Annotated in this window: 28 protein-coding genes; 16 read left to right on the top strand and 12 right to left on the bottom strand. The window is 57.4% G+C overall.

What is annotated here, in order from left to right; genetic code table 11:
• Positions 1-47 precede the first annotated feature (47 nt).
• From Q0932_RS10750 to Q0932_RS10735, 4 genes are all read left to right on the top strand, one after another.
• On the top strand, positions 48-878 hold the full coding sequence (locus Q0932_RS10750) for a DMT family transporter (RefSeq protein ID WP_299352291.1): 831 nt from the start codon (positions 48-50) through the stop codon (positions 876-878).
• Positions 879-914: 36 nt separating this feature from the next.
• Entirely contained in the window at positions 915-1,382 is a 468-nt protein-coding gene (locus tag Q0932_RS10745) for an N-acetyltransferase (protein ID WP_299352288.1), read from the top strand.
• A 170-nt stretch (positions 1,383-1,552) separates the two neighbouring features.
• A complete protein-coding gene (locus Q0932_RS10740; protein WP_299352285.1) occupies positions 1,553-2,287 on the top strand; it encodes an alpha/beta hydrolase in 735 nt (244 codons plus the stop codon).
• Positions 2,268-3,407, top strand: a complete 1,140-nt coding sequence (locus tag Q0932_RS10735; protein ID WP_299352282.1) for an alpha-D-ribose 1-methylphosphonate 5-triphosphate diphosphatase — start codon at positions 2,268-2,270, stop codon at positions 3,405-3,407. The genes Q0932_RS10740 and Q0932_RS10735 overlap by 20 nt, the downstream gene beginning before the upstream one ends.
• Before the next feature lie 77 nt (positions 3,408-3,484).
• On the opposite strand, the gene Q0932_RS10730 is transcribed toward Q0932_RS10735, so the two are convergent.
• The 3 genes from Q0932_RS10730 to Q0932_RS10720 all read right to left on the bottom strand — a co-directional run bounded on the left by Q0932_RS10730 (position 3,485) and on the right by Q0932_RS10720 (position 5,362).
• Positions 3,485-4,561 (bottom strand): 5-(carboxyamino)imidazole ribonucleotide synthase, encoded by a 1,077-nt coding sequence (locus Q0932_RS10730; RefSeq protein WP_299352279.1) that lies wholly within the window; start codon positions 4,559-4,561, stop codon positions 3,485-3,487.
• Positions 4,554-5,042 (bottom strand): 5-(carboxyamino)imidazole ribonucleotide mutase, encoded by a 489-nt coding sequence (gene purE / locus Q0932_RS10725; protein ID WP_299352276.1) that lies wholly within the window; start codon positions 5,040-5,042, stop codon positions 4,554-4,556. The genes Q0932_RS10730 and purE overlap by 8 nt, the downstream gene beginning before the upstream one ends.
• 95 nt (positions 5,043-5,137) lie before the next feature.
• Complete coding sequence (locus tag Q0932_RS10720; protein ID WP_299352651.1) at positions 5,138-5,362, bottom strand: DUF465 domain-containing protein; 225 nt, start codon at positions 5,360-5,362, stop codon at positions 5,138-5,140.
• 161 nt (positions 5,363-5,523) lie between these two features.
• On the opposite strand from Q0932_RS10720, the gene Q0932_RS10715 reads away from it, so the two are divergent.
• On the top strand, positions 5,524-5,937 hold the full coding sequence (locus Q0932_RS10715; RefSeq protein ID WP_299352273.1) for an Hsp20 family protein: 414 nt from the start codon (positions 5,524-5,526) through the stop codon (positions 5,935-5,937).
• A 3-nt stretch (positions 5,938-5,940) separates the two neighbouring features.
• On the top strand, positions 5,941-6,168 hold the full coding sequence (locus tag Q0932_RS10710) for a DUF1150 family protein (RefSeq protein WP_299352271.1): 228 nt from the start codon (positions 5,941-5,943) through the stop codon (positions 6,166-6,168).
• Positions 6,169-6,246: 78 nt separating this feature from the next.
• On the opposite strand, the gene Q0932_RS10705 is transcribed toward Q0932_RS10710, so the two are convergent.
• The 3 genes from Q0932_RS10705 to trxB all read right to left on the bottom strand — a co-directional run bounded on the left by Q0932_RS10705 (position 6,247) and on the right by trxB (position 11,202).
• Positions 6,247-8,322, bottom strand: a complete 2,076-nt coding sequence (locus tag Q0932_RS10705; RefSeq protein WP_299352268.1) for a bifunctional sulfate adenylyltransferase/adenylylsulfate kinase — start codon at positions 8,320-8,322, stop codon at positions 6,247-6,249.
• Between the two features lie 137 nt (positions 8,323-8,459).
• A complete protein-coding gene (locus Q0932_RS10700) occupies positions 8,460-10,163 on the bottom strand; it encodes an adenylate/guanylate cyclase domain-containing protein (protein ID WP_299352265.1) in 1,704 nt (567 codons plus the stop codon).
• Between the two features lie 97 nt (positions 10,164-10,260).
• On the bottom strand, positions 10,261-11,202 hold the full coding sequence (trxB, locus tag Q0932_RS10695) for a thioredoxin-disulfide reductase (RefSeq protein WP_299352262.1): 942 nt from the start codon (positions 11,200-11,202) through the stop codon (positions 10,261-10,263).
• Between the two features lie 214 nt (positions 11,203-11,416).
• Between trxB and Q0932_RS10690 the strand changes: the two genes are divergently transcribed.
• The gene (locus Q0932_RS10690; RefSeq protein WP_299352259.1) at positions 11,417-11,917 is read left to right on the top strand and encodes an Lrp/AsnC family transcriptional regulator; all 501 of its coding nucleotides are present in this window, start codon (positions 11,417-11,419) and stop codon (positions 11,915-11,917) included.
• 79 nt (positions 11,918-11,996) lie between these two features.
• On the opposite strand, the gene Q0932_RS10685 is transcribed toward Q0932_RS10690, so the two are convergent.
• The 4 genes from Q0932_RS10685 to lgt all read right to left on the bottom strand — a co-directional run bounded on the left by Q0932_RS10685 (position 11,997) and on the right by lgt (position 15,000).
• Positions 11,997-12,140, bottom strand: coding sequence for a hypothetical protein (locus Q0932_RS10685; RefSeq protein ID WP_299352256.1), 144 nt, complete (start codon positions 12,138-12,140; stop codon positions 11,997-11,999).
• Between the two features lie 166 nt (positions 12,141-12,306).
• Positions 12,307-13,065 carry a peptidoglycan editing factor PgeF gene (gene pgeF / locus Q0932_RS10680; protein WP_299352253.1) on the bottom strand — a complete coding sequence of 253 codons (759 nt, stop codon included), beginning with the start codon at positions 13,063-13,065 and terminating at the stop codon, positions 12,307-12,309.
• On the bottom strand, positions 13,062-14,099 hold the full coding sequence (locus Q0932_RS10675; RefSeq protein WP_299352648.1) for an SAM-dependent methyltransferase: 1,038 nt from the start codon (positions 14,097-14,099) through the stop codon (positions 13,062-13,064). Before Q0932_RS10675 ends, pgeF begins: the two co-directional genes overlap by 4 nt.
• Positions 14,100-14,115: 16 nt before the next feature.
• Entirely contained in the window at positions 14,116-15,000 is an 885-nt protein-coding gene (lgt, locus tag Q0932_RS10670) for a prolipoprotein diacylglyceryl transferase (RefSeq protein ID WP_299352250.1), read from the bottom strand.
• A 94-nt stretch (positions 15,001-15,094) separates the two neighbouring features.
• Between lgt and Q0932_RS10665 the strand changes: the two genes are divergently transcribed.
• The 8 genes from Q0932_RS10665 to Q0932_RS10630 all read left to right on the top strand — a co-directional run bounded on the left by Q0932_RS10665 (position 15,095) and on the right by Q0932_RS10630 (position 22,677).
• Positions 15,095-15,334 carry an accessory factor UbiK family protein gene (locus Q0932_RS10665; RefSeq protein ID WP_299352247.1) on the top strand — a complete coding sequence of 80 codons (240 nt, stop codon included), beginning with the start codon at positions 15,095-15,097 and terminating at the stop codon, positions 15,332-15,334.
• 151 nt (positions 15,335-15,485) lie between these two features.
• Entirely contained in the window at positions 15,486-16,202 is a 717-nt protein-coding gene (locus tag Q0932_RS10660; protein WP_299352245.1) for an ABC transporter ATP-binding protein, read from the top strand.
• Between the two features lie 28 nt (positions 16,203-16,230).
• The gene (locus tag Q0932_RS10655; protein ID WP_299352242.1) at positions 16,231-18,570 is read left to right on the top strand and encodes an FtsX-like permease family protein; all 2,340 of its coding nucleotides are present in this window, start codon (positions 16,231-16,233) and stop codon (positions 18,568-18,570) included.
• A gap of 5 nt (positions 18,571-18,575) precedes the next feature.
• Positions 18,576-19,799 (top strand): HlyD family efflux transporter periplasmic adaptor subunit, encoded by a 1,224-nt coding sequence (locus Q0932_RS10650; protein WP_299352239.1) that lies wholly within the window; start codon positions 18,576-18,578, stop codon positions 19,797-19,799.
• Positions 19,800-20,044: 245 nt separating this feature from the next.
• Positions 20,045-20,545 (top strand): YbjN domain-containing protein, encoded by a 501-nt coding sequence (locus Q0932_RS10645; protein ID WP_299352236.1) that lies wholly within the window; start codon positions 20,045-20,047, stop codon positions 20,543-20,545.
• A 35-nt stretch (positions 20,546-20,580) separates the two neighbouring features.
• Positions 20,581-21,393, top strand: a complete 813-nt coding sequence (proC, locus tag Q0932_RS10640) for a pyrroline-5-carboxylate reductase (RefSeq protein ID WP_299352233.1) — start codon at positions 20,581-20,583, stop codon at positions 21,391-21,393.
• Complete coding sequence (locus Q0932_RS10635) at positions 21,386-21,724, top strand: tRNA-binding protein (protein ID WP_299352230.1); 339 nt, start codon at positions 21,386-21,388, stop codon at positions 21,722-21,724. The genes proC and Q0932_RS10635 overlap by 8 nt, the downstream gene beginning before the upstream one ends.
• A complete protein-coding gene (locus Q0932_RS10630) occupies positions 21,721-22,677 on the top strand; it encodes a D-glycerate dehydrogenase (protein ID WP_299352227.1) in 957 nt (318 codons plus the stop codon). The genes Q0932_RS10635 and Q0932_RS10630 overlap by 4 nt, the downstream gene beginning before the upstream one ends.
• Here Q0932_RS10630 and Q0932_RS10625 read toward each other — a convergent pair.
• On the bottom strand, positions 22,674-23,255 hold the full coding sequence (locus Q0932_RS10625; RefSeq protein ID WP_299352224.1) for a thymidine kinase: 582 nt from the start codon (positions 23,253-23,255) through the stop codon (positions 22,674-22,676). The two genes, Q0932_RS10630 and Q0932_RS10625, sit on opposite strands and share 4 nt — an antisense overlap.
• A 368-nt stretch (positions 23,256-23,623) precedes the next feature.
• Between Q0932_RS10625 and Q0932_RS10620 the strand changes: the two genes are divergently transcribed.
• Complete coding sequence (locus tag Q0932_RS10620) at positions 23,624-24,085, top strand: hypothetical protein (RefSeq protein WP_299352645.1); 462 nt, start codon at positions 23,624-23,626, stop codon at positions 24,083-24,085.
• A gap of 70 nt (positions 24,086-24,155) precedes the next feature.
• Here the strand turns inward: Q0932_RS10620 and Q0932_RS10615 are convergent, their stop codons facing one another.
• Positions 24,156-25,277, bottom strand: coding sequence for a beta-ketoacyl-ACP synthase III (locus tag Q0932_RS10615; RefSeq protein ID WP_299352221.1), 1,122 nt, complete (start codon positions 25,275-25,277; stop codon positions 24,156-24,158).
• Positions 25,278-25,366: the final 89 nt, after the last annotated feature.

The following is a 25,366-nucleotide window of genomic DNA, read 5'->3' as shown; positions in this document are numbered from 1 at the left end:
ACAGTATTGTGCGTTGTGGCGCAAAACCTGCCGTGTCAAAGAGCTTTATGCGCCTTTTCCTTCTGACCGTTCTTACCATGATTGCCTTTGCCGCCAACTCGGTGCTGAACCGGATGGCTTTGGCGTCGGGGGATATGGATGTCGTGTCTTTTGGCGTTATCCGATTGGTGAGTGGCGCCTTTGCGCTGGCGCTGTTGGTTTTGCTGCAACGGCGCGGCTTTGCGCTGGGTGGGCGGGGGCGTGTTTGGGCGGTCGCCGCATTATTGACCTATCTCTTTGGCTTTTCGCTGGCGTATGACGTGCTGGACCCGGGATTTGGTGCGCTCATTCTGTTTGGTGTCGTACAAGTGACGATGTTCGCCGGGGCACTACTGTCTCGCGACGCGATGCCCGTTACACGTTGGATCGGAGCGGTCCTAGCGATGGGGGGGCTGGCCTGGCTGTTGTGGCCAGTCGATGGCACGACGGCCTCGGGTTTGCACGTGCTGGCAATGGCATTTGCCGGTGTCGGGTGGGGGATCTACTCACTGTTGGGGCGCGGCGCAAAAGACCCGCTGCAGGCCACGGCGATGAACTTCATTTTGGCGGCTCCTGTTGGTCTCGTGTTGACCGCCGTGTCCGGCGATCTCTCGGTACCTGCCTATGGCGCTTCCTTGGCTATTCTGTCGGGTGTGGTCACGTCTGGATTGGGATACGCTCTCTGGTATCGCATCCTGCCAGAGCTGGGCGCCAGCCGGGCTGCAGTGGCGCAACTCAGCGTGCCGGTTATTGCTCTGGCTGGGGGCATGGTCTTCCTGAACGAAGCTTTGACACTGCGATTTGCCTTGGCTGCCACGTTGGTCATCGCCGGAGTGGTCATATCCTTGCGCAAAACCTGACTTGTCGGCGCGGTCTGCGAAACCTAAGGTCGCGCCATGATCATCCGTGGATATACGAACTCTGACGGCCGCGCCGTGCGCGATCTGCTCACACGCGCCTTTGGTCAGCCGGATGAGGCTGATCTGGTGCAAGCCTTGCGTGAGACTGGGGACATGGCCCTCGAACTTGTGGCGGAATCGCGCAAGAAGATCCTTGGCCACGTTGCCCTGTCCCGTCTGCAGGCCCCCAAGGGCTGGCTGGCATTGGCGCCACTCTGCGCCGACCCAAAGCAACAAGGCAAAGGCATCGGCAGCGTGCTATGCCAGATGGCGTTGGACTATGCCAATGCGCCCGTCGTGGTTTTGGGAGACCGCCACTATTACAGCCGTTTTGGGTTTGTGTTTGAGCAAACCGGTGCGCTTACATCGCCATTCCCTGTAGAGCATACGGGCTTATACCTACCAGAGGGGACACAGCCACCGTCCGAGCAAACCCTAAACTATGCAGAGCCCTTCATGTCATAACAAAAGTGGAGCGTTTGGGCCTCTAGATTCATCGGTGTTGACAGGTAGAACAATTTTGCCCTTAAAAGACGCTGTGACTGGCAAGATTGCCTTGCGAGAACAAGCCGATGCCAAGTGACGTGGAGAGGTGACCTCTTTTCACATGGCTCAATCCAACTTATGTGCACGGCATGCGCCTACTGACTGTAGCCCTTTTGATTTTTCCCCTACCGGCTTTGGCTGATTGCGTTGTGCTGCTTCATGGTCTGGCCCGAACAGAACAATCCTTTGTTTTGATGGAAGCCGCGTTGGAGAACGAAGGCTTTGATGTTGTACGCCCCGGATACGCGTCGACCAAGGAATCAGTTGAAGAACTGATTGATCCCACATTACCTGAAGCGATCGAATCTTGTGGAGATCAGACAGTACACTTCATCACGCATTCGATGGGTGGCATCCTCTTGCGCGCCTGGTTGGGGGACAACAAACCTGACAACATGGGTCGTGTTGTAATGCTTGGGCCACCCAATCAGGGCAGTGAACTGGTGGATGTTCTGGGTGAAATCGAGGCTTTTGAGTGGATCAACGGTCCGGCTGGATCGCAGTTGGGTACCGATGGGTTGCCATCTCATTTGCCACCTGTTGATTTCGAGCTGGGCGTCATTGCCGGAAACCGGTCACTTAATCCGTTTTATTCAGCCCTGATCGATGGAGATGATGACGGTAAGGTCTCGGTGAATTCGACCAAAGCTCAGGGCATGCGGGATCATCTGGTGCGACCGGTGACGCATACTTTTATGATGAACAATCCCGAAGTCATCGCCGAGTCGCTTTACTTTTTGCGGCACGGCCACTTCCACGGAAAAATGAGCTTTTCTGACATTGTGAAATTCGGCGAGACAGACGTTGAAACTGAAGGGCGCTGAGGTTCTATACCCCGAGGGATTCGACCAGCGGCCTGTGTCGCTGGTTGGTGGCGTGATCGCAGAGCAATCTGGTGGGCCTGTGGTGGATTTGTCAGGATATCGCGTTTTGCCCGGCATCATCGACATGCATGGTGATGGCTTTGAGCGCCATATCGCCCCAAGGCGAGGGGTGATGCGTGACTTGGGGCAGGGGCTGATGTCGGTGGATGCCGAACTGGCGGCCAATGGCATCACGACCGCCATGCTGGCGCAATTCTTCAGTTGGGAAGGCGGCATGCGTGGCCGGGACTTTGCCGAGCGGTTTTGTATGGCGCTAGCCGAGGCGCGAGCGTCCTTGCTGACAGACATGCATTTACAGCTGCGGTTTGAGACCCATCTTTTGGACGACTACGACCGCTTTGAAGCGCTGGTCGCTGAGAGCGGGGCTCGGGTTGTGGTGTTCAACGATCATGTGCCGCATGATGCCCTTTCCAAGGGCAAGCGACCGCCGCGTCTGACAGGACAGGCACTTAAAAGTGGTCGCAGTCCCGATGCGCATTTAGCCTTCCTGCAAGACTTGCACCGCCGGTCTGATGAAGTGCCCGAGGCCGTCTCAAAGCTAGCCACACGTTTGGCGGCCAAGCGCGTCTTGTTGGGCAGCCATGATGATCGAACAGCCGAAGCCCGCCTCGCATGGCGCAGCATTGGCGTGAAGATGTCCGAGTTTCCGGAAACGAAAGCTGCAGCACAGGCGGCCCATGAGGCGGGTGATCCGGTCGTTCTGGGCGCGCCGAACGTTGTGCGGGGCGGATCGCATTCCGGCAATGTCAGTGCGGCAGAGTTGTTGCAGGCAGGAGTTGGCGATGCGTTGGCGTCTGACTACCACTATCCGGCCATTCGGCAGGCGATGATGCGGCTCGTGGCAGAGGGCGTGCTTGATTTTGCCGGGGCCTGGAAGCTGGTTTCGGAAACTCCTGCACGCATTCTGGGATTGGGTGATCGGGGGCAATTGGTGCCGGGTCTGCGAGCTGATCTTGTGGTCATGGAGCCTGAAACCGGTCGCATCGGCGCCACGATTTGTGGCGGCCGGATCAGTCACATGGCTGGTGAGGTTGCCGCGCGCTTTTTGGCAGCACAGTAGCGCGTTAGGGGGCTTTGTGCCCCATCTTGCCCCTAGGGGCACTTCGCCCCCGAGGGAATTTTTTGCCAAATGAAGGCTCAGACGGTTTTGAGCTGGATGCGGTTCACGTGGCCCATTTTGCGGCCCGGTTTAACCTCGGCCTTGCCGTAAAGGTGCAAGGCGCTAGCGGGTTCGCTCAGGATGTCCGGCACGCGGTCCATATCGGCGCCGATCAGGTTCTCCATCACGACATCATTCTGGCGTTTGCCGTCGCCAAGGGGCAGGCCGGTTACGGCGCGGATATGCTGTTCGAACTGGTCGATGGCACAGCCATTTTGCGTCCAGTGACCCGAGTTGTGCACACGCGGGGCAATCTCGTTCACGATCAATCCTTGCGGGGTCACGAACAGTTCGACGCCGAGGACACCGACGTAATCCAGTTCGTTCAGAATGCGGGCGGCCAGCAAAACGGCGTCCATACGTTGGGCTGCGGTCAGGGTCGCAGGCACCGTGGTTGTGTGCAGGATGCCGTCGCGGTGGATGTTTTCACCGGGGTCAAAACAGGCGACTTCGCCGGTCAGGCCGCGTGCCGCAATGACCGACACCTCGTGGGTGAAGTCGATGAACCCTTCGAGAATGGCAGGAGCTCCCGACATATCGGCCATCGCGGTGTCGATGTCGTCAGATGACTTCAAGCGCGACTGGCCTTTGCCGTCATAGCCAAAACGCCGGGTCTTGAGGATCGAAGGCGTGCCGATGGTTTCAACTGCCGCCGCCAGATCATCGCGATTTTTTATGTCGGCAAAGGGGGCCGTTTTCAGACCCAGGCCTTGCAGAAACTCTTTTTCGACCAAACGGTCTTGGCTGACCCGCAAGGCTTCGCGGCCGGGACGGATTGGGCGATGCGCTTCGAGGATGTCGAGCGCGGATGTCGGAATGTTCTCAAATTCGTAGGTGATGACATCCACTGTCGCGGCAAAAGCCTTTAGCGCGGCCTCGTCATCATAGGACGCGGTTGTAACGCGATCTGCGACCTGTCCGGCGGGTGGATTGGCACCGGGCTCAAAGATGTGCGTCACATAGCCAATGCGCGAGGCCGCAACCGAGAGCATGCGACCCAATTGGCCGCCGCCCAGAATGCCAATCGTCGCGCCGGGAGCAAGCATATCAGTCATCTTGGGGCTCATCCGGGATTGAAGCAGACAGGGTATCGCGCCAGGCATCCAACCGCTCTGCAAGGTCAGGGTCCTGCAACGCAAGAATGCCTGCTGCCATCAGGCCAGCGTTGGAAGCCCCGGCTGCACCAATGGCCATTGTGGCAACAGGAAAGCCCTTGGGCATCTGCACGATGGAATAGAGGCTATCAACACCCGACAAGGCGCGCGTTTGGACCGGTACGCCAACGACGGGGATGCGGGTTTTTGAGGCCATCATGCCGGGCAGATGTGCGGAACCGCCTGCGCCAGCAATGATCACCTGTAAACCGCGCCCTGCGGCCTCCTTGCCGTAAGTCCAGAGGCGGTCAGGCGTACGATGCGCCGACACGATCTTAGACTCATAGGCAATGCCCAGTTCGTCCAGGATATCCGCTGCCAGTTTCATGGTGGGCCAGTCAGACTGACTGCCCATAATGATGCCAACTTTTATGTCTGTCATGTTTGCCTCTGCCAGAACTGAAGCCCGGTTTATAGAGCATTGCAAAATTTCCGCAATGCGGCGCGGTGGCTTTGTTTTTCAGGGGAATGCCGTGCTCAGGCGATGATATCCGGGGTCAGGCGGTCTTCGATCAGGGCGATCATGTCCTTGAGGCGAAGCTTTTGCTTTTTTAGGCGCTGAATCGTCAATTGATCACCTGTTGCGCGCTCGACTAACGCGCGGATCGCGTCGTCGAGATCACGGTGTTCTTGCTTGAAAACTTCAAGCTCTACCCGCAGAACTTCATCGGTCTTCATCGACAGGTCGCGTGGGGCATTCATTTTGGCTTTGTTCCTTAACGACTCTTTCTTCAAAGATAGCGAGTCGCGACGCGTCATGCAAAGCTCTTGCACTCGGACAAGGTCTTTCCCATATTCCTAAATGAGCGGGTCGCCAGAACGGGGCCCACAAATGGACTGTCGCTTAAGCCAAGGACGTGTCGATGACAAAACTGACTTTGGGCTCTTACCCGCATATGCTGGGCTTTGAGCAACTGGAACGCCTTCTGGAACGCACCGCGAAATCGGGCAACGAAGGGTATCCCCCATTCAATATCGAACAAACCTCTGACCATTCTTATCGCATTACTTTGGCCGTGGCCGGATTTCGCGAAGAAGACCTGTCGATCACCGTTGAAGACCGCCAGCTGGTGATCCGAGGCCGTCAGCAAGATGACAGTGCCGACCGGATCTTTTTGCACCGTGGAATCGCGGCGCGCCAGTTTCAGCGCTCCTTTGTTCTGGCAGATGGAGTCGATGTCGGTGAGGCGGTTATGGAAAATGGCCTGTTGCATGTCGACCTGACGCGCTCGCGGCCTGAAACGGTCGTGCAAACGATTGAGATAAAGAAAGGATAAGAGATGCATGCACCCTATGATTTCGGTCCTGAAACGGAAAACCGCATCGTCTATGTGCGTGAGGTCGCAGTCTCGGATCTGCCGCAAGACGTACAGGATCAGGTTGAAGGCACCAAAACGCTCTATGCTGTCCATCGTGCAGACGGTGAGCGGCTTGCGTTGGTCAAAGAACGCACGTTGGCGTTTATTCTTGCCCGCGAACATGATTTTGACCCTGTGACCGTTCACTGACCTTGCGTTGAACTGATCGTAACAGAACGAAAAAGGCCGCCCGATTGAGCGGCCTTTTTGTTTGGTTTTCTGAGCGCATTACCCAGCGATAAGCCCCATGCTCTCGAGCTTCAGGATGACCTGATGCGCGCAGTTGTCGACTTCGACATTTTCGGTTTCAACCCGCAGCTCTGGATCGGCAGGCACATCATAAGGGTCTGAAATGCCAGTAAACTCTTTGATTTTACCTTCGCGGGCCAACTTATAAAGGCCTTTGCGATCGCGGCGCTCGCACTCTTCGATTGAAGTCGCAACGTGGACTTCAATGAAGGCACCAAATTGCTCAATGTCTTCGCGAACGGCACGGCGGGTCGTTGCATAGGGCGCAATTGGCGCACAGATGGCGATACCGCCGTTCTTAGTGATCTCAGAGGCCACATAACCGATGCGGCGAATGTTGAGATCGCGGTGCTCTTTCGAAAAGCCCAGCTCGCTCGACAAGTTCTTACGAACGATGTCCCCATCCAGCAATGTCACCGGGCGACCGCCCATCTCCATCAGCTTGACCATCAAAGCGTTGGCGATGGTGGACTTGCCCGACCCAGAGAAGCCGGTGAAGAACACGGTAAAGCCTTGCTTTGAACGCGGCGGCTTGGTCTTACGCAGTTCCTTGACCACTTCGGGGAACGAGAACCACTCGGGGATTTCCAGACCTTCGGCCAGACGGCGGCGCAGTTCGGTGCCCGAGATGTTCAGGATGGTGACGTCATCCTTGTCCTTGATCTCGTCCATCGGCTCGTATTGCGCGCGTTCCTGCACCCAGACCATATGTTTGAAATCGACCATTTCGATGCCCATTTCGGCCTGATGCTCGCGGAACAGATCCTGCGCATCGTAGGGGCCGTAAAAGTCTTCACCAGCCGAGTTTTTGCCGGGGCCTGCGTGATCGCGACCAACGATAAAGTGGGTGCAGCCATGGTTGGCGCGGATCAGGCCGTGCCAGACCGCCTCGCGGGGGCCAGCCATGCGCATCGCCAGATTCAGCAAAGACATGGACGTTGTTGACTGGGGGTACTTGTCGAGAACCGCCTCGTAGCAGCGCACGCGGGTAAAGTGATCCACATCACCGGGTTTGGTCATGCCCACAACGGGGTGGATCAGCAGGTTGGCCTGAGCCTCTTTCGCGGCGCGGAAGGTCAATTCCTGGTGCGCACGGTGCAAAGGGTTGCGGGTTTGAAAGGCCACCACTTTGCGCCAGCCCAGCTTGCGGAAGTATGAGCGCATTTCGTTGGGCGTGTCGCGACGTCCGCGGAAGTCATAGTGAACAGGTTGTTGGATGCCGACAACCGGACCGCCGAGATAGATTTTGCCGGCTTGATTGTGCAGATAGTTCACGGCGGGGTGCGCGTCGTCATCAGCGCCAAAGACCATTTCGGCCTCATGCGCTTTGTTCGGCTCCCAGCGGTCGGTCACGGTCATGGTGGCGAGGATCACGCCCTCTTGGTCACGCAGCGCAATGTCCTGACCCAATTCGATGGTCTGAGCAAAGTCTTCGCTGACATCCAGCGTGATGGGCATGGGCCATAGTGTTCCGTCCGCCAACCGCATGTTGTCGACAACATTGGTATAGTCTTCTTCGGTCAAAAAGCCTTTGAGCGGGTTAAAACCACCATTCATCAAGAGTTCCAGATCGCAGATCTGACGTGGTGTCAGATCGTGGCTGGTCAGGTCTGCGGCTTCGAACTTGAGTTTTTGCGCGCTTTCGTAAGAGACAAATAGCTCTGGAATTGGGGTCAAATTGTTTTGCATTGGATGGGTCCTGTGTTTGAGCGGGGCAAGCCCGCTGGCGGTGCCGGTCAGCTCCGCATGCAACGCGTTGTATTCAGCGAGCTTGCGGGCAAGGAATTTGTCTGTGAGGCGCGTCTTTTCCGTCGCGCCACGTGATGTCAGCGTATAGGCAAAGCGCTGGCGCTTATCCGGGCCTGATCGATCGCTGATCGTGATGAGGCCAGCGTCAACATTTGCCCGCAACTGTGCATTCAATCGTCCCAACGAGATGCCCAAGGCAGTTGCCGTCGACCGCTGCGAGGCACCCGGCGCAGCATCAAGCTGGCGCAGGAGGCGGAAGAGCAGGTCTTCCTCGTCGGAAACAGGTTTTGCCAAAGTGGCGGGCATGCGGTACGACTCAAAATGTGTTCACGAATGAACGCATCGCATAATCAAAGACGTTGGGAAAGCGGAAATCGCCTTGTGCGGCGGAAAACTGCAACCGTTGCTGCGCTGCAACGTGGCGTTCACGTTGCGACGGGAGACTAGGCGTTCTCTAGATCCTGCGCCGCTTTCTTCAGAATTTGCGGCAATGTGCTGCCTTGCGGAACCGCGAGCGCGTTCACCGTGTGGGCCACGCCTCTCAGCCGCAAAGGCAACAGCCTCAGCCCATCCAGCGGCGCATTTGCAGCCTCAAGCAGGCTTTCGGAGACTAAGAGTTCCACACCCAAAACCTTGGTTTCGCTCTCTAATCGACTGGCGGCATTGACCGTGTCGCCAATGATGGTGCGTGGCGCGTTCTCTGCGGCGCCAATCTCACCCAAAACCAGATCGCCAAGGTGCAGACCGATACCGATGCGCACGTTGTCAGATCCTTCGGCATCCAGGGACTTGTTGAAAATCTCAAGCGCTGAGCTGATTCCTGCTGCTGCCTGCAACGCGGCATTGGCTGACTCTTCTTCGGTATCAAGTTCGAACAGGGCCAACAGTCCGTCACCCAAATACTTGTCGACTGTGCCACCGACGCCGGTGATCGAAGGCACGATCGCATCAAAAAACCGATTGAGCAGGAAAACCACGTCATAAGGGAGCTGCCCTGTTGTCCGCGCCGTAAAACCGCGCATATCCAGAAATAGAATGGCGAGGCGACGTTCTTGGCCTAGGCTTTCGTGCGCCCGGGCGCGCTGCCCGTCAGCCCGGAAAACACGCAGAACCGTGGCCGGGTTCGTGGGGCGGATTTGACAGGCCAGTCGCGCATTGGGTGGGGCATTCACAGCGCGCAGGCTGGACTCTTCCTGAGGGCTGGGCGGGTGTAGCAAATCGGCGCCTTCTTCAATGACCACCCGGCAGGTTGTGCAGCGACCCCGGCCGCCGCAAAGCGACATGTGTGGCACGCCGGAGGCGCGAGACATTTCCAACAATGTCATGCCGCGTTGCCCCTGAATTTCCGGTCCATCAATGTACTGGATGCGCAGGGCATGGCGATGGCCGGTAAGTCTGCGGGCAATGAAGACGGCGGCGGTGAGGGCCAGCAATCCGGCAAAGATTGTCAGTCCGGAATCGGTGATTTGATTCAGGGCTCCAAAGGTTTCTGCCGAAGGAAAATTGTAGCTGGCTGCCAGCGCAGGCCCCTCATCCGAGCGAAACAAACGCTCGGATTGTGTTCGCCCCTGCACCAAGAAACCGGCCAGTGCAAAGGCCGGCATCAGGGCCGCCAAGGCAATCAGCAGGGGCTGCAATCGCTTCCAAAGGTCCGTAACGCGCAGCCAGAAGTGCAGGCCGATGCAGCCGTGGATCCAAACGACCAGCACGAGTATACCCTGCTGCCATCCACTTGTGGTGTCCCAGATCAGCCCGGCGATATAGCCCATCTCGACGTTGATACCGAATTGTCTTTCGGCGATTTGCGTGTGTACGAAATGCACCATCAGCAAGAACGGTATGCTGATACCGAGAATGATCTGCGAAGCTTCGCTCATCGGCATACGCAGGGTGCGACGACGCGCCAGACGATAAAGCGCGAGGCCAAGGTGCGTGAGCAGAGCACCGTAAAGCAGAATTGTGCCGACCGGGTTTTTGGTAATCAGGCTGAGGATGCCTTGTGAGATTTCCATAGCGCCGAGCGAAAACAGACCCATGCCAACGCTGATAAGATGGAAGAATACATAAAAAAACAGGATCAGGCCCGAAACAATGCGGGCCTTAGTACGCCAGTTCCCTTGCCAGAGTTTACTTTCCGCTCGCGCCATCATGCTTTCCTTTTGTGGCAGACTGCGCGGCAGCGTTCAGCGGGTCAAGGCGCAGCTTGTGTGCGCCCTGACACATCTGTGTCATGTCAGGAGTGGATCAGACCTGTTCCGCAAGAAAACGTTCTGCGTCCAGCGCCGCCATACAGCCCATGCCAGCCGAAGTGACGGCCTGACGATATTTGTGATCTGTTAGATCACCCGCGGCAAAGATGCCAGGCACCGAGGTTTCGGTTGTGCCGGGCTTGACCGCGACATAGCCGCCATTGTGCATCTCAAGCGTGTCTTTCACCAACTCGTTGGCAGGTGCGTGGCCAATGGCGACAAAAACACCTTTGCAGGGGATGTCTGTGATCTCACCGGTTTTGACATTCTTCACTTTCACACCCTCAACTCCAAGCGGGGTGTCGGTGCCATAGACTTCTTCCAGCGTGTTGAACCACATTGGCTCAATTTTTGGGTGCTTCAGCAAGCGTTCCTGCAGAATCTTTTCTGCACGCAATTCATCGCGGCGGTGGATCAATGTGACCTTGGAGGCAAAATTAGTCAGGAACAGCGCCTCTTCGACCGCGGTGTTGCCGCCGCCGATCACCACGATTTCCTGTCCGCGATAAAAGAAGCCGTCGCAGGTTGCACAGGCAGAGACACCAAAGCCCTTAAATTTCTCTTCGCTTTCCATGCCCAGCCATTTGGCGCGTGCGCCGGTGGCAAGGATCACGGCATCTGCAGTGTAAACCGTTCCGCTGTCTCCGGTGGCCGTAAAGGGATGTTTGGACATGTCGAGATTGTTAATGATGTCACCAATAATCTCGCAGCCCATCGCCTTGGCATGGGCTTCCATGCGCACCATCAAGTCGGGACCTTGCACCTCGGTGTCGCCGGGCCAGTTTTCGACCTCGGTGGTTGTGGTCAGCTGGCCACCTGGTTCAATCCCCTGAACCAGAATAGGCTCTAGCATGGCACGGCTGGCATAGACGCCCGCAGTATAGCCTGCAGGGCCAGAACCGATGATCAGAACCTTGGTGTGCTTTGTGTCGGCCATTGGGACGCCTTCCGTATTACATGAGCGAGTCAGATAGGGGATATAGCCATCCCACGCGGCGGGGAAAACCCCACATACTTCACATGATGGAATCCACGCAATTGGGGTGTCTCCGGAAATTGTCGGAAAATGATCTTGCGCTAACGTGAAATATTATTGCGCGTGCGACGGGTGATGATATAAGAACCGCAAATTCCAATAGGAAAGACATACCATGCCCGGAACGCGGCTTGATCCCATTGATCGCAAGATTCTCGCAGAACTTCAGGCAGATGGTCGCATGACCAATGTGGAGCTGGCCAAGCGGGTCGGGATTTCCGCGCCACCGTGCCTACGGCGTGTGCGGACGCTCGAAGAGGCTGGGTTCATTCGCGGGTATCACGCAGATGTAGATGCACGCGAGCTTGGGTTCGAGGTGCAGGTTTTTGCCATGGTCGGGCTGGTCAGTCAGGCCGAAGCTGATTTGTCGGCCTTCGAAGAGCGCTGCCGCAATTGGTCGTTGGTTCGTGAATGCCACATGCTGAACGGCGAGGTGGATTTTATCCTGAAATGCGTGGCACCTGATCTGTCGACATTCCAGACATTCCTGACCGAGGAACTGTTAAAGGCCGACAACGTTGCCAGCGTCAAAACCTCGCTGGTCATTCGGGGCGCCAAGGACGAACCGGGTGTGCCCTTTGATGTACTTGAAGAGCGGTTAAGCCGCGACGCCTAAGCCATATTCGGAATTCAAAATCAACGAAGCCGCGCCGGTTGTTCCGGCGCGGCTTCGTTGTCGTGGATATCGGGCGGGGTTAAGCCGCTTTTTTCTCAACCACTTGGGCATTGCGCTTGGCGATAAACGCTGCGCGGCGCTGGCCACGGGCCCACGGCATGGCGGGGGTGTCGCTCTTGGCGGTGGCGGTGATCGATTTGATGAAACGCTTGTTGCTCGACATTTCGTATTCTCCTGATTTCGTGTCCGCTTTTCGTGAACACTTTGTTTCTTGCCTCGAAACCAATTTCGCCTCGAATTGGGGCAGAGATGGGGCAGGAATAGTCAGATTTAGGGAAAATACGCGGATGATTTTAGGGCAGTTTGATCGGATTGGGGCAGGCTGAGTGTCACAGGCGGATGGTTGAAATCAGGCGGCCATAGTCGGCCTCCTTCGCGTGGGTGGCGCGGCGATAGGAATAAAACCGCTCGGGGTCACCATAGGTGCAGTGGCGAATCCACGTGGCGTCTCCGACACCGGCCTTTCGCAAGCGATGCAAACCATATGAGGGCAGGTCGAACATCATGCGATCGCCCTCGCCACCGGCGAAAAAGCGGCTGTTCTCGGCGTCTTCCTGCAGAAAGTCGTCAAGGAACTCGGGCCCGACTTCATATGCGCTTTGGCTGATTGACGGGCCGATGACCGCAGTGATGTTGTCACGTTTGGCGCCAAGGTCTTCCATGGCCTCAACCGTTGCCTCCAGTACGCCGTCCAACGCACCGCGCCAGCCCGCATGGGCCGCACCCACGACGCCCGCACGGGAATCGGCGAACAAAACCGGCTGGCAATCTGCGGTCAGAATGGCCAGCACCAGCCCCGGCGTTCGGGTCACGATGCCATCGGCACGGGGGCGGGACCCGGTGAATGGTTCCTCAACAACGACAACATCAGGAGAATGAACCTGATGCACAGTCACAAGCTGCTCAACCGGTGCATCCATCGCATCGGCAACACGCCTGCGATTGATCTCGACAATCTCACTTTGATCTGACGACCCTTGGCCGCAGTTTAGCCCTTCAAACACGCCGGATGAGGCGCCGCCTTTACGAGTGAAGAAGCCGTGGCGGAACGGAGTGAGACTGTCCGAGGTCAGAATTTCAAGCGTCATGTTTCGCATCCGGGTGGGGGCGCGCCGTCCGTGGGAAACAGCGCAAGCACTTTGAACAGGTTTCCCATTTCCTCGGGGTGCGTCAAGCGGCGATGCGCGGCGATATGCGCGTTGAGTCGATCGCCGGACAGGGTCTGTGCCAGCCCTTGTGCGCGGTGGGTGATCCCAAGACGCTCGAGGAAAACGCCCTGAGGGGTCAATCGGCTGTGGCCGGATGGGGTAGCCTGCGCCAAGGCTTCGAAATCCACATGTGCGGTCAGATCGGCGCTGCCGGGGGCCGTGAAGGGATCGACAAACTGGTGGGCTTTAAGGGCCTGCAGCGTATCCCCCTGAGAGCGCCAGTCACCGTAGTCGATGATCAGGGCTGCACCGCCGTTGGCATCGATTCTCTGGCCCACCTCAGTGATGATAGGTTCGGCTGACGGGCAGATTTCGACGATGTCACCGTCTTGTGTGTCTTCCAGCCGTGCGCGCAGGCTGGGCACGTCCACCCGATCCCCTAAACCCGGGGTGAGAGCCGAAGCCTTCAGCCCCACAAGACGTTCCCGCCATCCATCGCCATCGCGTTGAAACTGACGAATGGGCAGGGCATCAAAAAACTCGTTCGCGAGGAAGAAGAGGGGCAGATCACGTGGGAGAGTCGCAACGCTGTCATGCCATGTCACGTCAGCGCCAAGCTTCTCTTGCTGCTTTTTACGCAGCGTTGGAGAGGCTTCAATCAGATGCACCTCTGCCGCCTCGGCAAAACCAGGAACAGCGCGCACAACGCGCAAGACATCTGCCATGAGTGTGCCGCGACCGGGGCCAGCCTCGGCCAGCACAAACTGTGTGGGCGCGCCTTGATCCATCCAACACTGTGCCAGCGACAGCCCCAGCATTTCTCCGAACATCTGCGAGATTTCCGGCGCTGTCGTGAAGTCTCCCTCTGCCCCGAGCGGATCGCGTGTGGTGTAATAGCCAAACTCAGGGTGCAGCAGACATTCGGCCATGTAGTCGGCAATCGTCAGCGGCCCCTGCGAAGTGATCCGCGCCATCAAATGCGTTGCAAGGTCAGACACGGCGTGACCTCGAGATCAGCCAAGCACCGGCGACAATCATCGGCAGCGACAACAGCTGCCCCATCGTCAAGCCATATCCGCTGACATGCCATGCAAGGCCCAGCGGGTTGCCTTCGGTCACAAACTGGGCGTCTGGCTGGCGAACAAACTCAACCACAAAGCGGGCCAGACCATAGCCGGCAAAGAAAATGCCGGCGGAACGGCCCGGGAACTTCAGTGCGTCGCGTTTCCAAGCCGCCCAAAGCAAGACGCCGCCCAGAACCACGCCTTCCAGCAGCGCCTCATAGAGTTGCGAAGGGTGACGGGCGCAGAACTCAGCGGCAGCCTGTCCACAGTTTTGGGCGTTGTAACCCGGAAACACCACGCCCCATGGCAGGTCGGTCTGTCGCCCCCAAAGCTCGGCATTGATGAAATTCGCAATCCGCCCCAGTAGTAGCCCGGGCCAGATTCCCAGTGCCATTGCATCCGCGGTTCGCAGTTTCGGCAGGTTCTCTTTGCGGGCGACCAACCATGCCGCCACGATGACGCCGATCAGACCACCGTGAAATGACATTCCGCCTTGCCAGATTTTCAGGATGTCGCCGGGGCGTGAGAGGTATTCGCCCGGCTGATAAAACAAAACATATCCGATACGCCCCCCAAAGATTACCCCGACAATGACCCACGTCAGAAGGTCTTCGCATTGGCGCGGGGTCATGGGGGCGCCGTTCGATCCCCAAAGTGTCGGTCGCTTTAGCGCTGCGACCACGATACGCCAGCCAATGAGAATGCCGACGATATAGGCCAGCGCATACCAACGCAGGGCCAATTCAAAGCCAAACACAGAAACCGAGAAGATCTCGGGTGACATTTCGGGAAAGGGGATCATCGCTCGCATGGTTCTTGTTGGCCACGAGGACGCGGCGAAGTCAACCATTGTGCACCGGCAGAATGCACCCCATATAGAGGGCGGATAGACGCTGGAGACTCACATGCAGACTCGCAACAAGATTATGGACGACATTTCGCAACTGATGACTAACGCGATGGGCGTGGCGCAGGGCGCCAAGGACGAGGCGGACAACGCGCTGAAGTCGATGATGGACCGCTGGCTTGCGGACCGCGATTTCGTCACGCGCGAAGAATTCGACGCGGTGCGTGCCATGGCGCAAAAAGCGCGCGAAGAAAACGAGGCGCTAAAGGCACGTTTGGATGCCCTTGAAGCAAAGTAAGTGATCGGGGCGCTCTGGCGCCCTTATCCACCTGACGGACATATCCGGGGGTGCGCGCCGTTTGGTGCGAGGGGAAATGTCCCCGCCTGTCTCATCGACTTGCTGCCCCCGTGCCCGAATTTCGGGCGCTTTGGGACAGGCGAGGGGCATCATGTCAAAAGACATCAAGAACACTTTTGAAACGCGGGGCGTAACCAAGGTTTACGGTGAGGGTGAAGCCGCCGTGCATGCGCTGCGGGGTGTCGATTTGGACATTCCACGTGGTGAGATCGTTGTTCTGCTGGGGCCGTCAGGGTCAGGAAAATCCACCCTTTTGAACATCATCGGCGGCTTGGATCGGGCCACGGACGGCAAGGCCATGTTCGAAGACCAGGATCTGACCGCCATGTCGGACCGTGATCTGACCCGGTACCGGCGCGACCATGTCGGGTTTGTTTTTCAGTTCTACAACCTCATGCCGTCGCTCACCGCGCGGGAAAATGTCGAACTGGTGACCGAGATTGCAGATGATCCGATGGACGTGGACGAGGCGCTGCGGCTGGTCGGCCTTGGTGAACGGATGGACCATTTTCCGGCACAGATGTCGGGCGGTGAGCAACAGCGCGTTGCCATCGCACGGGCCATTGCCAAAAACCCTACGGTGTTGTTTTGCGACGAACCGACGGGGGCATTGGATTCTAAGACGGGTCGCGCGGTATTGCATGTGTTGAATGATGTGAATGCCAAACTTGGGGCAACCGTGATGATCGTGACCCATGCCGCGGCCACGGCCGCTATGGCGCATCGGGTCATCCATTTCGCCGACGGCGCCATTCGCCGGGTCGAAACCAATGACACTCGCCTAAGCCCCGATGAGATTCAGTGGTAAGACAATGACGGCTCTCAATCATAAGCTCATGCGCGATCTTTGGCGGATCAAGGGGCAGGCCACGGCCATTGCCTTGGTCGTGGCAGTCGGCGTGATGCTTTTGGTCATGATGTCGGGCATGTTGTCCTCACTCATCGAGACTCGTGAAACCTATTATGAACGCTACCGCTTGGCGGATATCTTTGCCCCGGTGACGCGGGCACCTTTGGGTATGCTGGACAGAATTGCCGAAATACCGGGTGTTGCCGCGGTTGAGGGCCGTGTGCAGGGCGGCGCGCTTGTTGACATCGCTGGGCAGGCCTTGCCGGTGCGCGCCACAGCTCTGTCACTGCCCGCGCATCGTGCGCCCAAGCTGAACGAAATCTATCTGAGTGATGGGCGTATGCTCACGCCGGGGCGCACCGAAGAAGTCATCGTGCTGCAAACCTTTGCCGAGGCACATGATCTGCAACTGGGCGATTATCTGAGCGCGACCATGCACGGATCCTTGCGCGACTTTCGCATTGTCGGCTTTGCAATGGCGCCAGAGTTCCTGTTCACCACCGCCCCGGGCGAGTTTGTGCCTGATGATGCGCGGTTTGCCGTGTTGTGGATGAACGAAGAGGCGCTTGCCGCGGCCTATGACGTCGAAGGCGCCTTTAACGAGGCTTTGGTCTCGTTAGAACGTGACGCACGCGCCGAACCGGTTCTGGCGGCCATAGACCGATTGTTGGACCGGTACGGATCACTCGGGGCTTATTCCCGGGATGATCATGTTTCCGACCGCTTTATCTCCGAGGAGATCAGCGGTCTTCAGGCAACTTCTGTCGCTGTGCCGCCGATCTTTATGGGGGTGGCTGCCTTTCTGCTCTACATCGTGATCACCCGTTTGGTGCAGTCTGAGCGAGAGCAGATCGGCTTGATCAAGGCGTTTGGGTACACTGACTGGGAAGTGGCATGGCACTATTTCAAGATGGTGCTGGTGATCGCTGTGGCAGGTGCGCTTTTGGGCTGTGTTCTGGGCATTTGGGCCGGGCGGGGCATGGCTGGGCTCTATCAGGCGGTCTATAAGTTTCCGTTTCTGGTGTTCCGAGTGGATGCCTCGAGCTTTGTGATGGGTGTCGGGGTGTCTGTCATGTCGGCCTCGGCTGGCGGATTGTTCGTGTTGCGCCGTGTGTTCCGGCTGACGCCTGCCGTCGCAATGCGCCCGCCTGCGCCTATGGATTTCTCTCGGTCTGGAGCGCTGAATGACCGGCTCAAGAATTGGCTGGACCAACCCAGTCGCATGGTGTTGCGGCGCATCTTCCGCAATCCGGGACGTATCTTTGGCTCGGTCATTGGCATTGCAGTTGGCATGGGCCTGTCGTCGGCACAATTGTCGGTGATGTCGGGGTTTGACGAAACGCTGGACTTGACCTTTGGCGTGATTGATCGCTCGGACGTTTCAGTCAGCTTTTTTGAACCCATGCCCGCAGAGACCGCGTTTGATCTCGCCCATTTGCCCGGTGTGATCGAAGTTGAAGCCACGCGCGGTGTGAGTGCGGTGCTGCGCAACGGGTTGAACTCTTATCGCGGTGGGGTCACGGGTCTTGTCGGAGAGGCCCGCCTTAATCGGGCCGTCAACAAGGACATGACAGATATCGCCATGCCCGAGACAGGTATCGTCCTGGCCCGCGCCCTGGCGGATATTCTGGACATTGGCCCCGGTGAAACATTGATGGTCGAAGTGCTAGAAGGCAAACGTCCGGTCCTAGAAGTGCCAGTGGCGTCGATTTCTGAAACGCTTTTGGGGTCACCGGCCTATATGCGCATGGATACATTGAACCGCGACCTTGGCGAATGGGGCCGGGTGTCGGGAGCCTATCTGCGTGTCGATAGTGATCGGCTACCGGAACTGTACGAGGCCCTGAAAGAAACGCCCTCGGTGGCCGAGGTTACGCGGCGCGAAGATGCGCGGGCCGCGATGCAAAAGCTGATGGATACAGGCGCAGGCGCCATGCGTTACGTGATGGCGGCGATCGCTGGGATCATCACATTTGGCATTGTCTACAATGCGGCCCGCATCGCCTTTGGCGAACAGGCGCGTGATTTGGCCAGCCTGCGCGTGATCGGGTTCACGCGTGGCGAAACCTCATTCATTTTGCTAGGCGAACTGGCGATCGTGGTTTTGCTGGCAATCCCCTTGGGTGTTGGCATCGGCTATTACCTGTTCTTCCTGATCGCTGCTGGTTTCAGCACCGATTTGTACCAAATTCCCACCACCTTTCAGCCCGATGCCTACGGTACCGCGGCGCTGGCGGTCGTGCTGGCGTCAATCCTGTCGGGTTGGTTGGTGAAACGTGATATTGACAAGGTCGACCTCGTGGCGACCCTGAAGACAAGAGAGTGAGTGTCATGGCTAAAAAACAGTCTCGGAAAATCCTGACGCTTGGGGCGGCCGCGTTGGTCGTTGCCGGATTGGCCGCCGCCTTTTGGCCGCAGCCGATGCTGGTGGATATTGGCACGGTGCGAACCGGCGCGATGATGCAGACCGTCGATGAAGAGGCCCGCACGCGGGTGCGTGACCCCTATGTCGTTTCAACACCCATCGCGGGACATTTGCTGCGCGTGGGTCTGCAGCCGGGCGATCATGTGACAAAAGGTGAGACCATCGTGGCGCGCATGCTGCCAACCAACCCAGCCGCATTGGATATCCGGACACGCGAGCAGGCCAAGGCGGCCATTGCGGCAGCCGAGGCGGCCCTACGTGTCTCCGAAGCTGACCTCAACAAAGCGATGGCGGACCGCGATCTCGCGCGCACCGACCTAGAACGAGCGCGGCAGCTCTATGAACAGGAAAATGTCTCAAAGGCCACATTAGATCGCAATGTCAGTAAGATGCGTGCGTCTGAGGCCATCGTGGACACTGCCCGGGCCGCGATTTCCATGCGCATTGCCGATCTGAACAATGCCCGTGCGAACCTCATCAGCTTTGACACCGGGGGCCAAAACCGTGCTGCCACAGCGTCCGAGGCCATCGACCTGCCGTCTCCGATTACGGGCGTGGTGTTGCAGGTGATCCAACAAAGCGAGACGATCCTGCCTGCCGGTGCGCCGGTGCTTGAGGTTGGGGATACCGACACCGATCTGGAAGTTGTGGTCGAGCTTTTGTCGACCGACGCAGTTAAGGTCAAAGCCGGTGATCGGGTTCTTATCACCAATTGGGGCGGAGGCGATGCGTTGAACGGCGAAGTCGAACGTATCGATCCCTGGGGATACACAAAATACTCGGCGCTGGGCGTGGAAGAGCAGCGGGTGAATGCCGTGATCCAATTCACGGACCCACCAGAAAGCCGTGCCACACTGGGCCATGGGTTCCGAGTGGAGACCCGCATTGTTGTCTGGGAGGCCAACGACATCGTGATCGCGCCATCAAGCGCCTTGTTCCGGGATAATGGGGATTGGGCCGTGTTCGTGGTTGAGGCTGGTGTCGCCACCTTGCGCCGCGTTTCGCCGGGGCAGAACAACGGCATCGACGTGCAAATTCTTGAAGGATTGAACGACGGCGAAAAGGTCGTGCTTTATCCTTCTGCCGGACTGACTGCCGGGGCCAAGGTCGCCCCGCGTACGGCACAGTAAAAGCGGACTATGAACCCAAAATTCGCGCCTGATTTCTCGACAAAGCACGTGCTGTGATCTTGTGCCTGTGGATGAACTATCCACAACTTATTGCGTTATCCACAAATATTTTGCTTTACACAAAGCCCCTTACGCACCACCATATCTAGTAAGGAAGGCGCAAAAAGTCGCTTTCCCTAGAGCAGGCACCAAGCGCTAGGGGCGCTGCCATTTCCCCGGCGCAAGAGCAGAAAAGAGGTGGGGCCATGGCACTGTCAGAGACATATCTGGAAGAAGACGCGCATCCGATCGACATCGTTGAGCACATCGCGGAATACCACGACTGGAGCTTTGACAGGATTGCGGATGATCAAATCGCCATGGCGGTTGAAGGCCAGTGGCGCACCTATTCCATCACTTTGGCGTGGTCCGCCTATGATGAAACTTTGCGGCTAGTCTGTTCCTTTGAAATGGAACCTCCGGAGGAAAAACTGCTTCAGCTTTATGAGACACTGAACGCAGTAAACGACCAATGCTGGGCGGGCGCGTTCACCTTCTGGAAGCCACAACAATTGATGATTTATCGCTACGGGCTTGTCCTGGCTGGCGGCCAGGTGGCAAGCCCGGATCAGATCGATACGATGATTCAAGCGGCTGTGATGAGTTCAGAGCGGTTTTACCCCGCTCTGCAACTGGTCGTCTGGGGAGATCGCACCGTTGATGACGCGATGCAGGTCGCCATTGCAGAGGCCTACGGTCGGGCTTAAACCTTTCCCCCAAGGGCAAGACAGAGGGGGATATCATGACATTGGACGTGATTGCCAAACGAGGTTTGGTATTGTTGGGTTGCGGCAAGATGGGATCGGCCATGTTGCAAGGGTGGTTGGCGCAAGGACTGCCTGCCGCGTCGGTTTGGGTGCAGGACCCGTTTCCCAGTGATTGGGTCAAGGCGTCCGGCGTGCATGTGAACCAGACACTTCCAGAGGCCCCGGCTGTTGTTCTGGTTGCCGTTAAACCCCAAATCATGGCCGAGGCACTGCCAATCCTCCAACCTATGGGCAATCGCGACACTCTGTTCCTGTCTGTGGCCGCTGGGATCGGAATTGCACATTACGAGGACGTTCTGGGTGGGCAAACGCCGGTGATCCGCGCCATGCCAAATACTCCTGCGGCCGTCGCCAAGGGCATTACTGCGATTGTTGGCAATACACAGGGCGCATCCCAACTGGACCTTGCCGAAGCGTTGTTATCAGCGGTTGGTCAAGTTGTCCGGCTTGAGGCTGAGGATCAGATGGATGCCGTAACCGGCGTCAGTGGATCGGGTCCGGCTTATGTCTTTCACATGATTGAAACGCTTGCCGCCGCCGGAGAGGCGCAAGGGCTTGCACCAGACCTCGCCATGGCGTTGGCCAAGGCCACAGTGGCCGGGGCAGGGACCTTGGCCGAGGAAGCGGAGGAAACTCCGGCTGAATTGCGGGTCAACGTAACCAGCCCGAATGGCACAACACAAGCCGGGCTAGAGGTTCTCATGGATGAGGCCACTGGACTGCCGGACCTTATGCGCAAAACAGTGGCCGCAGCTGCGGACCGCTCGCGGGAGTTGGCCGATGGCTGAGATTGATTTTAACGACTTTTTGAAAGTGGATATTCGCGTGGGCACGGTTACGCGTGCAGAGCCTTATCCCGAAGCCCGCAAACCCGCCATAAAGCTGTGGGTGGATTTCGGCGATGAGCTGGGTGAGCGCAAAAGCTCGGCCCAGATCACCAAACACTATGAGCCTGAGGCGTTAATCGGCAAGCAGGTTATGGCAGTCGTCAACTTTCCACCCCGCCAAATTGGCAAGTTCATGTCCGAAATTCTGGTTCTCGGACTGCCGGATGACGATGGTGAGATTGTTCTGATCGGCCCGGACAAACCGGTACCTAGCGGGGGGCGGATGCATTGAAAAAACTCCTGATCACGCGCCCCTTGCCCGAAGAAGTCCTCGCCGCGCTTGAGGGCCTCTACGAGACTACTGTACGCCAGTTGAATACGCCGCTCGACGACACAGAGCTGCGTTTGGCCCTGACCGATTATGATGCGGTCTTGCCAACGCTGGGGGATATGTTTCAGCGCGAGGTTTTTCAGGATGTTGGCCAGCCCCGCTGCCAAGTGCTGGCAAACTTTGGGGTGGGGTACAATCATATCGACACCCAGGCAGCGGCGGCTGCCGGTGTCACTGTCAGCAACACACCCGGTGCGGTCACCGATGCCACGGCAGACATTGCGATGATGCTCATGCTAATGAGCGCGCGTCGCGCCGGAGAAGGCGAGCGCCTTGTGCGCTCTGGGCAGTGGCAGGGTTGGCATCCAACCCAGATGCTGGGCATGCATCTTTCGGGCAAAACTGTTGGGATCGTCGGGATGGGCCGCATTGGCCAAGCGATCGCTCAGCGATGTTACTTTGGCTTCGGCATGAGCGTGAAGTTCTTCAACCGCTCACCCAAGCATATGGAATTTGACACGGAGCAGATTGAGACGCTGACAGAATTGGCGGGGCAAGTGGACGTGTTGGTTGCAGCCGTCCCCGGTGGTGCGGAAACGCGGCACCTGATCGGCGCTGACGTGTTTGCCGCCATGCGGCCGCATGGGCATTTCATCAACATTTCACGCGGTGATGTGGTGAATGAAACCGATCTGATTGCTGCTTTGCACGAGAGGCAGATCTCAGGGGCCGGGTTGGACGTCTATGAAAATGAACCCAGTGTTTCAGCGGCCTTGCGGGACCTTGAGAATGTGACTCTGCTGCCGCATCTGGGTACAGCTGCCCGAGAGGTGCGGATCAATATGGGTATGATGGCCGTTGAAAACCTTCGTGCGCATCACTCAGGCCGACCACTCCCAAACTTGGTGCCTTAAGCTTCCCCCACCGCTTCGCGCCAATGGCGGCGGCAAAGGGAGACATAGGTTTCGTTGCCGCCAATCTGAACCTGTGCGCCCTGGCTGAGGGCTTGTCCACTTTCGTCCTGTCGAACCACCATCGTGGCTTTCTTTCCGCAATGACAGATCGTGCGAACTTCTCGCATTTCATCTGCCAATGCCAAGAGAGCGGCTGATCCGGGGAAGAGTTTGCCGCGGAAATCCACGCGCAACCCATAGCACATGACAGGCACACCCAGATCATCCACGGCACGGGCCAATTGCCAAACCTGATCTTCTGTCAGGAACTGGGCTTCGTCCACGAACGCACAGGCGAAATCGCCCTGTTGCAAACGGTTTTTGATTTTGTCGAACAGGTCATTGGTCTCATCAAACGTGTCTGCGTCAGACCCAATGCCGATGCGCGATGCAATGCGCCCTTCACCAGCGCGTTTGTCAAAGCGCGCGGTCAGCAGATAGGTGTCCATGCCGCGTTCACGGTAGTTGTGGGACGCCTGCAAAAGAACCGTCGATTTGCCGGCATTCATGGTTGAGTAGTGGAAATACAGTTTGGCCATGCGCATCTGATAAGACGCCGGATACCGGGGATGCAAGAGGGTTCATTTCCCACCGGGCACAGGGCCGGAGATATCACGAACACGATCCCTCCGGTGCCGCCGATCACTAAACCTTGCTTTCCCGAGACAGTGCCTCATTGGGGATGGTGGAAAGCAAAACACTCGTACTTTTCCGGCAGCACACCTGACAAACAGAACCTGCGTACCAGGCGCCCCCATGCGAATGCCCCTAACCGAGAGAGTGGACATCCGGATGCCCGCGACATTACGCGAACACTTTACAAATGACATTTTGGCCTTAACCCTTTAAGGGGAAACGACTGTGTGATTTCCCCTTCGGGGGGTCTGTGTTTTTGGGGGACATGAGTATGGCCAGTGTTGGCTCTTATCTAAAGAAGCATTCTGAGGCTCTGGTCAAAGACGTCGGCATTGAAGCCGCGTGCGAATTGACCGGAAAGTCCAAGGCAACGCTGGGTCGGTACTATTCCCACAACGAAGAACACGGTGACCGGTTCATGCCAATTGACGCTGTTGCAGCGCTTGAAGAGGCGTCCAGCTATCCGCATGTGACCTCGGCACTGGCAGAATTGAAGGGCATCAGCCTGTCTTACAATGAAAGCCGCCGCAACGAATCGGATCGTGAAGGCGGTGTGAACAAGGATGTGATCGCGCTGAGCCAGCGCTTTGCCATGCTGATGGCCGAGTATAATCAGTCGATCGAAGATGGAATCATCACGATGAACGAGGCCAAGCGCATGCTGAAAGAAACAGCCGCGTTGCAGCATGTTCTGATTGAGATGAAACTGCATCTCGAAGAAGAATCTATCTGATCGTCTGTCAGCTGAGGTGTTTAGCGGCGACCTGAGTGATCCGGCACACTTTTAGGGTGCGTTTGGCGCCTTAGTGTTTGCGTACCAGGATTGAGCCCACCGAATACCCGGCTCCGAACGAACAAATCAGACCGTGATCTCCGCTTTGCAAGTCTTCCGAGTTCTTTGAGAAGGCAATGATCGATCCGGCAGAAGACGTATTGGCATAATCCTGCAAAATATTGGGTTGTTCGCCTGGCTCAGGCGTGCGGCCCAGAACCTTTTTGCCAATAAAGTCATTCATTGTCTTGTTCGCCTGGTGCAGCCAGATGCGTTTCAGATCTGTGTTCGCCACCCCGTTGTCGCTCATGTGATCAAGGATGTGCGTTGACACCATCGGCAGCACTTCTTTGAACACTTTGCGACCGTTTTGCATGAACTGCATGTCGCGGCGATCTGCAACGCCGTCTGGGCGCGAGCGGCGCAGGAAGCCATTGTTATTGCGAATGTTATTTGAGAATTGTGTTGCGCAGCGGGTCGACAGAATTTCAAAATATTCACCCTTTGCGGCGTCTTCGCGTTCAATCACGGTCGCGGTGGCCACGTCGCCAAAAATAAAGTGGCAATCCCGGTCACGCCATTCCAGATGAGCCGAACAAATTTCCGGGTTCACGACGATGGCTTTACCGACCGAGCCTGACCGGATCATGTCAGCGGCGGCTTGAATGCCGAATGTGGCCGATGAACAGGCGACGTTCATATCAAAGGCAAATCCGCCGGCACCAAGCGCCTGTTGAATTTCGATAGCAACTGCCGGATAGGCCCGCTCGAGGTTCGATGCGGCGCAGATCACAAGGTCAATGTCACTGGCCTCAATCCCAGCTTTCTCGAGCGCCTTTTGGCAGGCGTCGACGGCCATTTCAGTCATCAACGACGGCTCGTCGTCCGAGCGCTGCCGAAGCAAGGGATGCATCACATCTGGGTCCAGAACACCGGATTTGTCTATGACATATCGTTGCTCGATCCCGGATGCCTTGAAGATGAAGTCGGTTGAGGAATGCTCCAGAGGTTCCATCTCACCCGCGGCGATGGCATCGGCATTCTCGGCGTTCACCTTGTCGGCATAAGCGTTGAACGTTTCGACGAGCTCATCGTTGGTGATGATCTGCTCCGGAGTGTAAACGCCGGTTCCGGTGATGACAGGAGTGAACATGAAGACCTCAGTTTTGGGTGCGTCCTAGAAAGCACCAAATCGTCTGCCGTGGTCAAGGGTTGCCCTAAGGGAAGATCGGCGCAGATCCC

The organism is uncultured Shimia sp. (genome assembly GCF_947498095.1).
Classification (GTDB): Bacteria; Pseudomonadota; Alphaproteobacteria; order Rhodobacterales; family Rhodobacteraceae; genus Shimia.
The sequence above is the reverse complement of the archived record's forward strand: the minus strand, read 5'-3'. Positions and strand labels throughout refer to the sequence as shown.

Bases quoted from the DNA above. Each gene is read 5' to 3' on its own strand.
- Q0932_RS10750 (WP_299352291.1), top strand. From the start codon at position 48: ATGCGCCTTTTCCTTCTGACCGTTCTTACCATGATTGCCTTTGCCGCC.
- Q0932_RS10745 (WP_299352288.1), top strand. From the start codon at position 915: ATGATCATCCGTGGATATACGAACTCTGACGGCCGCGCCGTGCGCGAT.
- Q0932_RS10740 (WP_299352285.1), top strand. From the start codon at position 1,553: ATGCGCCTACTGACTGTAGCCCTTTTGATTTTTCCCCTACCGGCTTTG.
- Q0932_RS10730 (WP_299352279.1), bottom strand. From the start codon at position 4,561: ATGACTGATATGCTTGCTCCCGGCGCGACGATTGGCATTCTGGGCGGC.
- purE (WP_299352276.1), bottom strand. From the start codon at position 5,042: ATGACAGACATAAAAGTTGGCATCATTATGGGCAGTCAGTCTGACTGG.
- Q0932_RS10720 (WP_299352651.1), bottom strand. From the start codon at position 5,362: ATGAATGCCCCACGCGACCTGTCGATGAAGACCGATGAAGTTCTGCGG.
- Q0932_RS10715 (WP_299352273.1), top strand. From the start codon at position 5,524: ATGACAAAACTGACTTTGGGCTCTTACCCGCATATGCTGGGCTTTGAG.
- Q0932_RS10710 (WP_299352271.1), top strand. From the start codon at position 5,941: ATGCATGCACCCTATGATTTCGGTCCTGAAACGGAAAACCGCATCGTC.
- Q0932_RS10705 (WP_299352268.1), bottom strand. From the start codon at position 8,322: ATGCCCGCCACTTTGGCAAAACCTGTTTCCGACGAGGAAGACCTGCTC.
- Q0932_RS10700 (WP_299352265.1), bottom strand. From the start codon at position 10,163: ATGGCGCGAGCGGAAAGTAAACTCTGGCAAGGGAACTGGCGTACTAAG.
- trxB (WP_299352262.1), bottom strand. From the start codon at position 11,202: ATGGCCGACACAAAGCACACCAAGGTTCTGATCATCGGTTCTGGCCCT.
- Q0932_RS10690 (WP_299352259.1), top strand. From the start codon at position 11,417: ATGCCCGGAACGCGGCTTGATCCCATTGATCGCAAGATTCTCGCAGAA.
- Q0932_RS10685 (WP_299352256.1), bottom strand. From the start codon at position 12,140: ATGTCGAGCAACAAGCGTTTCATCAAATCGATCACCGCCACCGCCAAG.
- pgeF (WP_299352253.1), bottom strand. From the start codon at position 13,065: ATGACGCTTGAAATTCTGACCTCGGACAGTCTCACTCCGTTCCGCCAC.
- Q0932_RS10675 (WP_299352648.1), bottom strand. From the start codon at position 14,099: ATGGCGCGGATCACTTCGCAGGGGCCGCTGACGATTGCCGACTACATG.
- lgt (WP_299352250.1), bottom strand. From the start codon at position 15,000: ATGCGAGCGATGATCCCCTTTCCCGAAATGTCACCCGAGATCTTCTCG.
- Q0932_RS10665 (WP_299352247.1), top strand. From the start codon at position 15,095: ATGCAGACTCGCAACAAGATTATGGACGACATTTCGCAACTGATGACT.
- Q0932_RS10660 (WP_299352245.1), top strand. From the start codon at position 15,486: ATGTCAAAAGACATCAAGAACACTTTTGAAACGCGGGGCGTAACCAAG.
- Q0932_RS10655 (WP_299352242.1), top strand. From the start codon at position 16,231: ATGCGCGATCTTTGGCGGATCAAGGGGCAGGCCACGGCCATTGCCTTG.
- Q0932_RS10650 (WP_299352239.1), top strand. From the start codon at position 18,576: ATGGCTAAAAAACAGTCTCGGAAAATCCTGACGCTTGGGGCGGCCGCG.
- Q0932_RS10645 (WP_299352236.1), top strand. From the start codon at position 20,045: ATGGCACTGTCAGAGACATATCTGGAAGAAGACGCGCATCCGATCGAC.
- proC (WP_299352233.1), top strand. From the start codon at position 20,581: ATGACATTGGACGTGATTGCCAAACGAGGTTTGGTATTGTTGGGTTGC.
- Q0932_RS10635 (WP_299352230.1), top strand. From the start codon at position 21,386: ATGGCTGAGATTGATTTTAACGACTTTTTGAAAGTGGATATTCGCGTG.
- Q0932_RS10625 (WP_299352224.1), bottom strand. From the start codon at position 23,255: ATGGCCAAACTGTATTTCCACTACTCAACCATGAATGCCGGCAAATCG.
- Q0932_RS10620 (WP_299352645.1), top strand. From the start codon at position 23,624: ATGGCCAGTGTTGGCTCTTATCTAAAGAAGCATTCTGAGGCTCTGGTC.
- Q0932_RS10615 (WP_299352221.1), bottom strand. From the start codon at position 25,277: ATGTTCACTCCTGTCATCACCGGAACCGGCGTTTACACTCCGGAGCAG.